This window comes from Pseudofrankia inefficax (genome assembly GCF_000166135.1).
Lineage (GTDB): Bacteria > Actinomycetota > Actinomycetes > Frankiales > Frankiaceae > Pseudofrankia > Pseudofrankia inefficax.
In genome coordinates this window covers 5088016-5099593 of the sequence record NC_014666.1, presented here as the reverse complement: position 1 = coordinate 5099593, position 11578 = coordinate 5088016, and the positions used below count along the sequence as shown (strand labels likewise).

The following is an 11578-nucleotide window of genomic DNA, read 5'->3' as shown; positions in this document are numbered from 1 at the left end:
CCGCGGGGTCGGTTCACCCGCTCGCGCAGCACACGAACGGGAGGCTCCCGTTATGCCGATCATGAGAAGGAGTTCCCGGTACCGCGCGCTGGGCGTCGTCGGAACCGTCCTGGCGCTGGGGCTCGCGGCGTGCGGCTCCTCCGGCGGGGCGCCGGCCTCGACCGGCTCGGGCTTCCTCAAGGTCGGCCCGACCGCCGGACCGCCCTCGGGCTGGAGCGACGGCGGTTACCAGGTCAACAACGCCGACCTGAAGTGCGGTTCCAAGGCCGCCGACCCGACCAGGGGAGTCACCTCGGACAGCATCACCATCGGCGGGCTCGCCTATCTGACCAGCCCCAATGGCAGCTCGATGGCCGGAACCGACGCCGGCGCACAGGCCCGGTTCGACCGCGCGAACGACGAGGGCGGCATCAACGGCCGCAAGATCAAGTTCGTGGGCGTGCTGGACGACGGCCAGGACGTCACCCGCAACGCGCAGGCCGCCAACAAGCTCGTCGAGCAGGACAAGATCTTCGCGGCCGTGCCGCTGATGACCAGCAACACCGGCTACCTGGACACCTTCTGCAAGAACGTGGTGCCGTTCTTCGGCTGGGGCTTCAACCAGGGCTACTGCGCCACGACGATCGGGTTCGGCATCACCGGCTGCCAGTTCGCCGCCGGCAACCTGGCGAACAACGGCCTGGCCTACACGGTCAACGCCGCCTTCGGCGGACAGCCGGCCTCGCACACGATCGCGTTCGTCGGCGTGGACAACGACTCCGCCCGGGCCGGGGTCACGACCCTCGCCGCGTACGCGAAGGCCGGCGGCCTGCACGTGGTCTACGCGCAGAACCCGATCCCGGCGAGCGGCCTGACCGACCCGACGCCGGTGGTCCAGGCCGTGATGCGGTCCAACAACGGCCAGCCGCCGGACGTCGTCTTCCACACGTCCGACTTCCAGTCGGTGCTGAAGCTGACGACCGCGTTGAAGGCGGCCGGGTACACCGGGAAGCAGATCAGCCCGACCTTCGACCCCCGGCTCGCCGCGCTCAAGGACCTCGACGGCGCCTATGGCACCGTGCAGTGGCTGCCCGCGCTCGACGACGCCAACCCGGCGATCCGCCAGATGCGCGCGGATCTCGCCAAGTACGCGCCCGGCCAGGCTGCGAGTCTCGCGACCATGGCCGGCTACTTCGCCGCCGACATGTTCCTCACGGCCGCGCAGAAGGCCGGGCGGGATCTGACGGTGGACAAGCTGCTGTCCGTCCTCAACACCAACTACACCTATGAGCTCCCGGGCGCGCTTCCCCAGACCCGGTGGCCGCTCAACCACTTCGTGGCCACACCGTGCAGCACGCTCGCGCAGCTCAAGGACGGTGCCTGGCACCTGGTGGGCTCGCTCAGCTGTGGCTCGGTGCTCGTCAAGAAGTAGCCGCGAACCGTGACGGGCCCGGACGCCAGCGGCGCCTGGGCCCGTCTGGTGATCACCCAACCGAACCCGAACGACCGTTCGGCTCCGGCCATTTCGCGCGGACGGTCCGTCGCCGGGATGCCGGCGGCGGACGTCGCCGGCTCACCGGGCAGAGTGGTGGCGGAGCGCCAGGCCCGGCCGGACGGCCGGGCGGTGCGATGTCCTGCCGGCACGGTGGCTGGGAGCGAGGGCGGGTGGACGACGGCGTCACGGAGAGGTCCGGCTCGACCGCCGGGGGATCGCGGGAGCCGGCCGCGCCGTCGGGCCGCCGCGTCTCCCCGCGCGGCGGGATCGACGCTGTCCTGCGGGCCGCCGTCTCGAACTTCGCGGGCGTCGGCTACCACGCGACGTCGATGCGGGACATCGCGCGCGACGCGGGCATGACGGTCGCGACCATCTACCACCACTTCTCCTCCAAGCAGGAGATCCTTCAGGCGATCATGGCCTCGACCATGCGGGACGTCATCGCGTCGACCCGCCGGGCGCTGGTCCACGCGGGCGGATCGCCGTCCGAGCAGCTGACCGCCCTCGTGACCGCCTGGATCCTGTTCCACACGGACCGTCGGGCCGAGGCGCTCATCGGCGCGAGCGAGCTGCGCAACCTCGACGCGTCGGGCCGCCGCCTCGTCGTGGCGCTGCGCGACGAGCAGGAGGCGATGTTCCGCGACGTGGTCGAGCACGGCATCCAGCGCGGTGAGTTCGCGACGCGGTACCCGGTCGAGGCGGCGCGCGCGATCATCAACATGGGCTACTCGGTCGCCTCCTGGTACCGGGTCGGCGCCGGCGTGACGCCGCAGGAGCTGGCCGCCCGCTACTGCGAGCTCGCGCTGGGCGTCGTGCGCGGCCCACACCCGGTGGCCCGCTGACCCCGTCGCGCGGCGGTTCGTGCGGTACGTCGCTCACCAGCGCCTGACCGAGCGGCTGTTCGGTAAGTTGACGACGTCGCCGCTGGTGGGACGGGACGTCGCAAGACCCTGAATCCTGGGAGGAACGGCTATGCAGGCGTCCGTGCTCGTCGAACCGGCGGCCGACGGCGTGACCGTCGTGACCCTCAACCGGCCGGATCGTCTCAACGCGATCAACCTCGACCTGTCGACCCGGCTCGCCGACGCGCTGGACACGATCGCCCGTGATCGCTCGGTCCGGGTCGTCATCCTCACGGGCGCGGGGCGAGCGTTCAGCGCGGGTCTCGATCTGCGGGGATTCGGGGACGACGACCTGGTCGCCGCCGAGGGCCACGTCGGGCGCCTGATGAGCCGTCAGCGTGAGCTCGTGGGGCTGTGCCAGCGGATCCGGGCCGTGCCTCAGGTGGTCATCGCCGCCGTGAACGGCCCGGCCGCGGGCGCCGGCCTCGCTCTCGTGTGCGCCAGCGACATCCGGCTGGCCGCGAGCGAGGCGATCTTCACCGTGGCCTTCATCAGGGCGGGCTACTCCGCGTGCGACCTGGGCGTCTCGTGGCTGCTGCCGCGCCTCGTCGGCGCCGGGCGGGCGCATGAGCTCATGCTCACCGGCCGCCGCTTCGACAGCGCCGAGGCGCTGCGCAACGGCCTGCTGGTCGACGTCGTCCCCTCGGGCGAGCTGCTCGACCGGGCCCGGCTCAGCGCCGACGCGGTACTGGCCAACCCGCCGCTCTCCGTCGAGATGACGAAGCAGGGCATGTGGATGGCGCTGGAGACGCCGGCCTGGGAGACGTCCATCGAGTTCGAGAACCGGCAGCAGGTCTTCACCGCGCTGACCGAGGACCAGCCGGAGGCCACGGCGGCGTTCCTGGAGAAGCGGCCGGCGCACTACCGCCGTCGCTAGGCGGACCAGGCACTCGGAACGGCACGGACGTTCGCACGCGGACCGGGAACAGGAGGAGCAGGCGTGACTTCCTTCGAGCAGATTCGCCTCGACAGCGCCGAGGGCATCGCCACGATCACGCTGAACCGGCCGGACGCGCTCAACGCGTTCACGGACACGATGGAGGCCGAGCTCGTCGCGGCCTACGACCTCGTGGACGCCGACGACGCCGTCCGGGCGGTCATCCTGACCGGCGCCGGGCGGGCGTTCTGCGCCGGGATGGACCTCAGCGACGGCGGGGCCGTCTTCGACTCCTGGACGGCGAGCGGCTCACCGTCCGACGACGGGCCGTCGCCCGAGGACGCGCTACGCCGCGACGGCGGTGGCCGGGTGGCACTGCGGATGTACGAGTCCCGAAAGCCGATCATCGCCGCGATCAACGGTCCCGCCGTCGGGGTGGGCATCACGATGACCCTGGCCGCCGACTTCCGCCTGGCGGTGCCGGCGGCGAAGATCGGTTTCGTCTTCTCGCGCCGGGGCCTCGTTCCTGAGTCCTGCTCCAGCTGGTTCCTGCCACGCCTGGTCGGGCTGCAGACGGCGCTCGACTGGATGTACAGCGGGAGGATCTTCACCTCCGAGGAGGCGCTCGACGCGGGACTGCTGCGCGGCCTCCACGAGCGCGACGACCTGCTCCCGGCCGCGCGTGCGCTGGCGGTCTCCCTCACGGCGGAGTCCGCGCCGGTGTCGGTGGCGCTGACCCGCCAGCTGCTGTGGCGGATGCTCGGCGAGAACCATCCGATGCGCGCGCACGAGGTGGAGACGCTCGGCATCAACGTTCGCGGGGTGAGCGAGGACGCGCGTGAGGGCATCAGCGCCTTCCTCGACAAACGCCCGGCGGTCTTCCCGCAGCGCGTGTCGACGCAGACTCCTGACCTGTTCGGTGACCTGCCCGCCCCGGCCTATCGGGCGCCCCGATCGCCACGGTGACCGGCCTGCCCGGCTGCCCGTCCCGCTCGGTCGGGCAGCCGGGGGCGGCGGTCAGGGGAAGCGGCGCATCAGGGTCACGTTGAACCCGAACCACTGGGCCGGGTCGAGGATGAGCTGGTGGACGGCCGCGGACTGCTCGTCGGCGTTGCCCTTGCGGCTGTCGTACTCGTAGACGATGTTGTAGCCGTGCTCCGCGAGCCAGGCTCGGGTCTCGTCGATGTCGGCGATCTCCCAGACCAGGGGGCCGATCTGGCCCGGGCCCCGCTCCAGCTTCGCGGCGAAGCTGCCCTTGCCGCCCACCGGGGCCACCAACTCGACGAAGCCGTCGAAGGCGGTCGCCGACAACACCGGCATGCCCTGAATCGGGTGCGGCTTCGGCAGGCCCAGCCCGAAGACCTCGTTGAACTGCTCGACGGCCTTCTCGATCTCGTCCTCCCGGACGACGAGCTCGACCCGGTTGAATCCTAAGTGGTCCATGTTTTCTCCTGCCAATCGGAAATGAGTTGCGCTTTCTCAGAAAGACGGGCGCCCGAGCTGCCGGGTCACCACGAGACGCCGCGCGCGCCGCCGCCGTTGACCGTCAGGACCTGGCCGCTGACGTACCCGGAGTCGTCCGAGGCGAGGAAGGCGACCACGTCGGCGACGTCCTCGGGCAGGCACACCCGGCCCGCGGCGGACGCTGCGCCGAACTTGTTGATCATCTCGTCGTCGAAGATCCCGCGGATGCCCTCGGTCAGGACGAAGCCGGGCGCGACCACGTTGCTGCGAATGCCGGCCTGGCCGAAGTTGGCCGCCGTGTACAGGGACAGGGTCTCCACCGCGGCCTTCGCCGTGCCATAGGCGACCCGGGTCGCCGTCGCGGCATGGGCCGCGCCCGAGCTGGTGGTGATGATCGAGCCGCCCCCGGTCTTCACCATCACGGGAATGGCGTGGCGACACCCGTAGACAGCCGCCATCACCACCACGTCGAAGGTCGCCCGCCACAGCGAGTCGGGGGTGCGGACCGTGTCGGTGTCCTCCGCCGACGAGCTGACGGCGTTGTTGTGCAGGACGTCGAGCCGGCCGAACCGCTCGACCGCCGTGTCGACGAGAGCCGCGACGGCGGCCTCGTCGGTGACGTCCGCCTGCCGCGCGACGACCGCGTCGCCGAGCTGCTCGGCCACGGCGGCCACGGCGTCGGCGTCGATGTCCGAGGCGACCACCGACGCGCCCTCGGCGGCGAGACGGCGCACGGTCGCGGCGCCGATGCCGCGGCCGGCTCCGGTCACGATCGCGACCTTGCCCGCGAGCCGGGCGGTCATCGCTTCGCGCCGCTGTAGTTGACGATGATCGAACGGGGGTCGGCCGGGTCGACGAAGCCGAACCCGGTCATCCAGAGCTGCCCGTTCTGGTGCCAGGTGAGGTCGAGGGCTGGCCCTCGCTGCGTGATGGTCCAGGTGAACGGCCCCCAGGTCGTCCCGCCGTACCCGTCGTAGGTGATGGCGTACGTCCCCGGGAACCCGTCCCTGGTGTCACCGATCGCCCGGCCGCGCAGCGCCTCGTGCTGCCCGGATGTGGCCGACATGATCGAGCAGTAGTAGGCGTCGATCGTGTACGGGTCGCGGATGGTGTACCGCACGATTCCCGTCGGCGCCGCGTCGCCGGTCCAGCAGCTCACGAGGACCGTCGAGGGCGACGCCTCGTCGCGCAGTCCCATGCCGCGCCACACCGTCCCGCCGAACTTCGCCTCGCCGAACTTCGCCTCGCCGAACTTCGCCTCGCCGACCTTCGCCTCGACGTCGACCAGGGCCGTGCCGCGGGTGGTGACGTCGAGCTCGATGGCGAGCTCCGCGCCGTCCGGCAGCCGCGCGGCCGCCTGGTGGTGCCCGGCCGCGTCCAGGCCGCCCGTGGAGAAGGTGAGCAGCGCCGTCTGCGTGGCCGCCTCGGAGTGCGCCTGGCCAGGCACCAGGTAGGTCACGGTGACTCGATCCGGTGCCGCCGCGTCCCAGGTGCAGGTCGCCACGGCGAGCGCGGCCGGCCCGGCGTCGTCGTCGGTCATCTGGTTCCGCCCGTCCTGAGTGGTGTTTCGGGGTCGTCGGTACGCCAGCCCACCGAGGTGACCGCCGAGGCGGCCGGTCGGCGGGAAGCCTGGCGCGGACCCTTGCGGGATGAGGTTCCAGCACTGTAGTACTCGCTATGTGGCGCACGCCATGCCTTCGGGCCCGTCTTCAGGACCAGATCCAGGGAGGAACCGGAGTGGACTTCGCGCCGAGCCCGAAGGCCGCCGAGTACAGCGCACGGCTGACGGAGTTCATGGAGGAGCACGTCTATCCGGCGGAGCCGAGCTACGAGGCGTACCGGCGGGATCGCGGGTGGGCCGACAACACCGTGCCGCCGGTGGTCGAGGAGCTCAAGGCCGAGGCCCGCCGGCGCGGGCTGTGGAACCTGTTCCTGCCGGACGCGGATGACCCCGCCCACGGCCTGTCGGTCACCGACTACGCGCAGCTCGCGGAGATCACCGGCCGCAGCCTCGACCTCGCGCCGGAGGCGTTGAACTGCTCCGCGCCGGACACCGGCAACATGGAGGTCCTGCACCTGTTCGGCACCACCGAGCAGAAGGAGACGTGGCTGCGCCCGCTGCTCGACGGGCGCATTCGCTCCGCCTTCGCCATGACCGAGCCCGACGTCGCCTCCTCGGACGCGACCAACATCCAGACGTCGATCCGCCGCGACGGCGACCACTACGTCATCAACGGCCGGAAATGGTGGATCAGCGGCGTCGCGGATCCCCGCTGCGAAGTCATGATCGTGATGGGTCGCACCGACCCCGAGGCGCCGACCCATCGGCAGCAGTCACAGGTCCTCGTGCCGGTCGACACGCCCGGCGTGAAGATCGTCCGGCCACTGCCGGTGTTCGGGTACTGGGACCAGCACGGGCACTGCGAGATCACGTTCACCGACGTCCGGGTGCCGGCCCGCAACCTGATCGCGGGCGAGGGCGACGGCTTCGTCATCGCGCAGGCCCGGCTCGGCCCCGGCCGGATCCACCACTGCATGCGCTGCATCGGGGTCGCCGAGCGGGCGCTGGAGCTGGCGTGCCGGCGGGCCAGCACACGGGTGGCGTTCGGGATGACGCTGGCCGAGCAGGGGGTCGTGCAGCAGCAGATCGCCGAGTCGCGGATGGAGATCGAACAGGCCAGACTGCTCACCCTGAAGGCGGCCTGGCTGATCGACAACGGCGGCGTCAAGGGCGCCCGGACCGAGATCGCCGCCATCAAGGTGATCGCCCCGCGGATCGCGCTCGCCGTGCTCGACCGCGCGATCCAGATCCACGGTGGTGGCGGCGTCTCCGACGACTTCCCGCTCGCCTCGCTGTACGCCCACACCCGGACGCTGCGCCTCGCCGACGGGCCCGACGAGGTGCACGTCCGCACCGTCGCGCGCCAGGAACTGCGTCCGTACCTCAGCCGCGCCTGACCACCCAGACCAGCCGGCTCCTGCCTGCCGGCCACCAGACCGTGGCTACTTCACCTTTCCCTTCACCTGAGGACGGAAATTCATGGCATTTGGACTGGGGAGGAAGGCCAGCGTCGCCGGCGCGGCCACGTTGTTATGCCTCGCCGCGGGCTGCGCCGGTTCGAGCGCCGACGCAGGACGAGCGGGCCCTTGCCACTCGCCCGGCGTCAGCGCCGGCGCCATAAAGGTCGGACTGGTCTACCCGGACACGGGGGCGCTGGCGGCCGCGTTCGCCACGGCCCGCGGCGGTTTCGAGGCTCGCATCGATCTGGCGAACCAGCAGGGTGGTGTCCACGGGCGTCGGGTCGAGGTCGTCTGGGGCGACGACGCGGGCGCCCTCAGCGGCAACCTCGCCGTCGCCCAGGACCTCGTGCAGAAGTCCGGGGTCTTCGCCCTGGCGGAGCTCACCACGGTCGCGTCGGGCTCCGCTCCCTACCTGGCGAAGGCCGGTGTCCCGGTGGTCGGACTGGCGACCGAGCCGTCCTGGAGCCAGTACGACAACATGTTCTCGACGTCGTACGACGTCTCGGACCAGAAGTCCATCTCCACCTATGGGGATTTCATCGCGGCGCATGGTGGCAAGAAAGCGGCCATCGTCGAGGACCAGGGCTCGCCCGCGACCCGTGCCGCCACCAACACCCTGATAACCAGCCTGACCGCGGCGGGCATTCAGGTGGTCGCCCGCATCCCTTACACGGCGGGTGTCACCTCCGCCGTACAGACTGCTTCGAAGATCGAGGTCAGTCGAGCGGACGTCCTGATCGGTGAGCTCGGTGCCGACAGCATCAGCGAGATCGTGGCCGCGACCCACCAGGCCGGTCTCCGCCTCAAGGTCGTGCTTTCGGGCTCGGTGTACGACAAGACGCTGCTCGCCCGCTACGGAGCCGACCTCGCGGGCATGACGGCCTACATCACCCACCTGCCGTTCGAGTCGAACGCACCGGCCGTGACCACGTTCCGCTCCGCGGTGCGGCGCTTCTCGCCGGAGATCGACGACCCGGACCAGAGCGTGGTGCTCGGTTCCTACGGCCAGGCGGACCTGCTGCTGCGCGGGCTCGAGGTCGCCGGCGCGTGCCCGACCCGCCAGGCGTTCATCACCAACCTGCGGTCCGTCCACGACTTCAACGCCGCGGGATTCCTACCGGGCGGTATTGACCTGAGCACCAACCGGGGATCCCCGACGGTGTGCCTGGCCTTCCTCACGGTCAACGCGCAGGGGACGGCGTTCGAGATAGACCAGGCCCCGGACGGCAAGGAACAGTGGTGCGGTACCCGGCTCGGGACCTGACCGGCCGCCCTGTCCGGGTCCGGATCGCGGTCGCCTGGCCACCGGGCCAATCCTGAGCGGTCGGCACCCCGCGGCAGTCCCGGTAGCGAGAGCCGCGCCACCTTCATGATCGCGGTTTGGGCCCCGCGGTGGTCGTTAAAACGTCCTCGTCACGACTACCCCAGGGCCCAAACGGCGATCAAGGCCACTAGTCAGCCGGCCGGATCCGCGCCGGCGACGAGGCCGGCGAGGAAGAACTTGAGGGCTTCGGGCTGGAGCGGGCCGGCCAGGTCGGCCGCGACGAGGTCGCGAAGCTGGGTGCTGATGGCGTAGCCGCGGATCGCGTGGAACATCGCGGTGCGATGGGCGGGGTCGATGTCCGGGCCGAACGTCTCGGTGAGCAGACGGCGGATCTCGTCGCCGACCCGCTGGTGCTGCGCGTGGAGCGCCTCGTTGGCCGCCGGCGACGTGTTCGGGTCGTGCTGGAAGTTCAGCATGATCTGCATGCTCGCCAGGTACGACGAGCCGCCGTAGTGCTGGGCGAGCAGGTCGTAGAGGGAGTCGACGCGCTCAGCGAGCGTCTCGCCCTCGACGTGGCACTGCGCGAGCGAGGCGATGAAGCGGCGGTTGATCTCCTCGACCGCGGCGAGCATCAGGGCCTCGCGGGTCCCGAAGTGGTACTGGATCGCGCCCCAGCTCAGGTGCGCCCGCCGGGCGATCTCGTTGCTGCTCGCGCGGTAGAAGCCGAGCTCGAGGATGCAGGCGACGGCGGCGTCGACGATCTGGGTCCGCCCGGCCTGGTCCTTCGGCTGCCGACGCGACCGCGAGCGGTCGCGTGGAGCGTAGGACGTCCCGTTCTCGGCCGTCTCCGTCACTGTTCTCCTCCCGGACGTTCCTCCTGCAAGTAGATCCTCGCATGCTGGGGCGTACCTGGCCGGAGCGAAGGGTGGGTCACGCGTCACGCGCTGGCGAGCACGACGCCGGTACGGCTGGCGCTGACGAGGGCGAGCTCGACCCGGTCGAGCTGGTTGGCGGCCGTGCCGCGCAGCTGGCGGACCGCCTCGGTGGCGAGGTTGAGCCCGTGGATGTAGCCCTCGCCGATCAGCCCTCCGTTGGTGTTCAGGGGCAGCGACCCGCCGGGCGCGAACACGCCCGAGGCGACGAGGTCCTTCGCCTCGCCGGGCGCGCAGAAGCCGAGGCCTTCGAGCTGCATGAACAGGACCGGGGTGAACGCGTCGTAGACCATCAGGAGGTCGAGGTCGGCGCGGTCGATGCCGGTCCGGTCGAACAGCCGGCGAGCGAGCGCCGCCGATCCGGCCATCGCCGACAGGTCGGGGGAGTAGTGGTCGGTGGCGACCTCCTGGCCGGCGAGCGCCGCGCCGGCCGCCGCGGCGATCGTCACCGGGGACGGGGTGTCCCGGGCGCGGTCGCGCGACGTGATGACGAGGGCGATCGCGCCGTCGGTCTCCTGGCAGCAGTCGAACAGCCGGATCGCCGGCTCGGCGATCCACCGGGAGGCCTGGTGGTCGTCCAGGGTGATCGGCCGGCCGAAGAAGCGCGCGGCCGGGTTGGTGGCCGCGTAGGCCCGCAGGCCGACCACCGCCCGCCCGAAGTCCTCGTTGGTGACGTCGAAGGCGTGCATGTAGCGGGTGGCGTTCAGCGACATCCAGGACGCCGGGGTGAGGATGCCGTACGGGGCGCACCACTGGCCAGCGGTCGTGCCGGAGTGCGAGGACGTCGCTCCGCCTGCCTTCGCCGCCCCGAACCGTCGTGCGCCCGACCGGGCCCGCACCGCCCGGTAGGCGACCACGACGTCGGCGGCGCCGGAGGCGACCGCGGCCGCGGCGTGCAGGAGCACACCCTGCGAGCCGGCGCCGCCATACGGGACCCGGCTCGACCAGCCGACCTCCGGGATCCCGAGCGCGCGGACCAGCTCGGTCTCCTCGACCGGGTCGATCGTGTAGCTGACCAGGCCGTCGACGTCGTCGGTCGACAGCCCCGCGTCGGCCAGCGCGGCGAGGATGGCCTCGGTCGCGAGCCGCGTCTCGCTGCGCCCGGCGTCCTGCGAGAACTCGGTCGCCCCTATGCCGACGATCGCGGTCCGTCCGCCCAGCCCGCCGCCGCTCATCGGGCGTCTCCCTTCGCCGGTGCCGTGCCCACCTGGGGGCGGAAGACCGGGACGGCGAGGTCGTCGTCGTCCGTCCGCTCGAAGGCGACCTCGACCGCAAGGCCGATGCGGACGGCGGCCGGGTCGACGTCCACGAGGTTCGAGGCCACCCGGACGCCTTCCTCCAGATCGACCAGCACGGCCGCCACCGGGTACTGGAACCGCGGGCTGCGGGGATGATGCAGCAGCGCGTAGCTGTACACCTCGCCGCGCCCGCTGAGCTCCACGACCGCGTGGTCGAGGCAGTGGCAGGCCGGGCAGGCGACGGCCGGTGGGTGGCGCAGCAGGCCGCAGCCCGTGCAGCGCTGGGCTACCAGCCGGCCCTCGCTGGCGGCCGTCCAGAAGAACTCGTTGTCCCCGGTGATCGCTGGCACGGGGTGCACGGCCGCGTCGACCGGGGTTATGGTGTCCGCCACATAGTAGATGCTAT

At 71.4% G+C, this 11578-nt stretch carries 12 protein-coding genes; 6 read left to right on the top strand and 6 right to left on the bottom strand.

Features of this window, described 5'->3' with window-relative positions; all coding sequences use genetic code 11:
• Positions 1-61: 61 nt before the first annotated feature.
• The 4 genes from FRAEUI1C_RS20840 (at position 62) to FRAEUI1C_RS20825 (ending at position 4219) form a co-directional block, all read left to right on the top strand.
• Complete coding sequence (locus FRAEUI1C_RS20840) at positions 62-1411, top strand: ABC transporter substrate-binding protein (RefSeq protein WP_041261155.1); 1350 nt, start codon at positions 62-64, stop codon at positions 1409-1411.
• Between the two features lie 233 nt (positions 1412-1644).
• Positions 1645-2316 (top strand): TetR/AcrR family transcriptional regulator, encoded by a 672-nt coding sequence (locus FRAEUI1C_RS20835; protein ID WP_198318611.1) that lies wholly within the window; start codon positions 1645-1647, stop codon positions 2314-2316.
• 130 nt (positions 2317-2446) lie between these two features.
• Entirely contained in the window at positions 2447-3253 is an 807-nt protein-coding gene (locus FRAEUI1C_RS20830) for an enoyl-CoA hydratase/isomerase family protein (RefSeq protein WP_013425315.1), read from the top strand.
• Between the two features lie 63 nt (positions 3254-3316).
• Positions 3317-4219 (top strand): crotonase/enoyl-CoA hydratase family protein, encoded by a 903-nt coding sequence (locus FRAEUI1C_RS20825; protein WP_013425314.1) that lies wholly within the window; start codon positions 3317-3319, stop codon positions 4217-4219.
• A gap of 51 nt (positions 4220-4270) precedes the next feature.
• On the opposite strand, the gene FRAEUI1C_RS20820 is transcribed toward FRAEUI1C_RS20825, so the two are convergent.
• The 3 genes from FRAEUI1C_RS20820 to FRAEUI1C_RS20810 form a co-directional block, all read right to left on the bottom strand.
• Entirely contained in the window at positions 4271-4696 is a 426-nt protein-coding gene (locus FRAEUI1C_RS20820; RefSeq protein WP_013425313.1) for a VOC family protein, read from the bottom strand.
• 65 nt (positions 4697-4761) lie between these two features.
• A complete protein-coding gene (locus FRAEUI1C_RS20815; protein WP_013425312.1) occupies positions 4762-5520 on the bottom strand; it encodes an SDR family NAD(P)-dependent oxidoreductase in 759 nt (252 codons plus the stop codon).
• Positions 5517-6257: a hypothetical protein gene (locus FRAEUI1C_RS20810; protein ID WP_013425311.1), complete on the bottom strand. Its 741-nt coding sequence runs from the start codon at positions 6255-6257 to the stop codon at positions 5517-5519. The genes FRAEUI1C_RS20815 and FRAEUI1C_RS20810 overlap by 4 nt, the downstream gene beginning before the upstream one ends.
• Positions 6258-6454: 197 nt before the next feature.
• Between FRAEUI1C_RS20810 and FRAEUI1C_RS20805 the strand changes: the two genes are divergently transcribed.
• Together FRAEUI1C_RS20805 and FRAEUI1C_RS20800 are read left to right on the top strand one after the other, a co-directional pair.
• Entirely contained in the window at positions 6455-7675 is a 1221-nt protein-coding gene (locus tag FRAEUI1C_RS20805) for an acyl-CoA dehydrogenase family protein (protein WP_013425310.1), read from the top strand.
• Between the two features lie 82 nt (positions 7676-7757).
• Entirely contained in the window at positions 7758-9002 is a 1245-nt protein-coding gene (locus FRAEUI1C_RS20800; protein ID WP_013425309.1) for an ABC transporter substrate-binding protein, read from the top strand.
• 191 nt (positions 9003-9193) lie between these two features.
• On the opposite strand, the gene FRAEUI1C_RS20795 is transcribed toward FRAEUI1C_RS20800, so the two are convergent.
• The 3 genes from FRAEUI1C_RS20795 to FRAEUI1C_RS20785 form a co-directional block, all read right to left on the bottom strand.
• The gene (locus FRAEUI1C_RS20795) at positions 9194-9856 is read right to left on the bottom strand and encodes a TetR/AcrR family transcriptional regulator (protein ID WP_013425308.1); all 663 of its coding nucleotides are present in this window, start codon (positions 9854-9856) and stop codon (positions 9194-9196) included.
• An 83-nt stretch (positions 9857-9939) separates the two neighbouring features.
• On the bottom strand, positions 9940-11109 hold the full coding sequence (locus FRAEUI1C_RS20790; protein WP_013425307.1) for a thiolase C-terminal domain-containing protein: 1170 nt from the start codon (positions 11107-11109) through the stop codon (positions 9940-9942).
• Entirely contained in the window at positions 11106-11564 is a 459-nt protein-coding gene (locus tag FRAEUI1C_RS20785; RefSeq protein WP_013425306.1) for a Zn-ribbon domain-containing OB-fold protein, read from the bottom strand. Before FRAEUI1C_RS20785 ends, FRAEUI1C_RS20790 begins: the two co-directional genes overlap by 4 nt.
• Positions 11565-11578 lie beyond the last annotated feature (14 nt).

Bases quoted from the DNA above. Each gene is read 5' to 3' on its own strand.
- FRAEUI1C_RS20810 (WP_013425311.1), bottom strand. From the start codon at position 6,257: ATGACCGACGACGACGCCGGGCCGGCCGCGCTCGCCGTGGCGACCTGC.
- FRAEUI1C_RS20815 (WP_013425312.1), bottom strand. From the start codon at position 5,520: ATGACCGCCCGGCTCGCGGGCAAGGTCGCGATCGTGACCGGAGCCGGC.
- FRAEUI1C_RS20800 (WP_013425309.1), top strand. From the start codon at position 7,758: ATGGCATTTGGACTGGGGAGGAAGGCCAGCGTCGCCGGCGCGGCCACG.
- FRAEUI1C_RS20840 (WP_041261155.1), top strand. From the start codon at position 62: ATGAGAAGGAGTTCCCGGTACCGCGCGCTGGGCGTCGTCGGAACCGTC.
- FRAEUI1C_RS20830 (WP_013425315.1), top strand. From the start codon at position 2,447: ATGCAGGCGTCCGTGCTCGTCGAACCGGCGGCCGACGGCGTGACCGTC.
- FRAEUI1C_RS20820 (WP_013425313.1), bottom strand. From the start codon at position 4,696: ATGGACCACTTAGGATTCAACCGGGTCGAGCTCGTCGTCCGGGAGGAC.
- FRAEUI1C_RS20790 (WP_013425307.1), bottom strand. From the start codon at position 11,109: ATGAGCGGCGGCGGGCTGGGCGGACGGACCGCGATCGTCGGCATAGGG.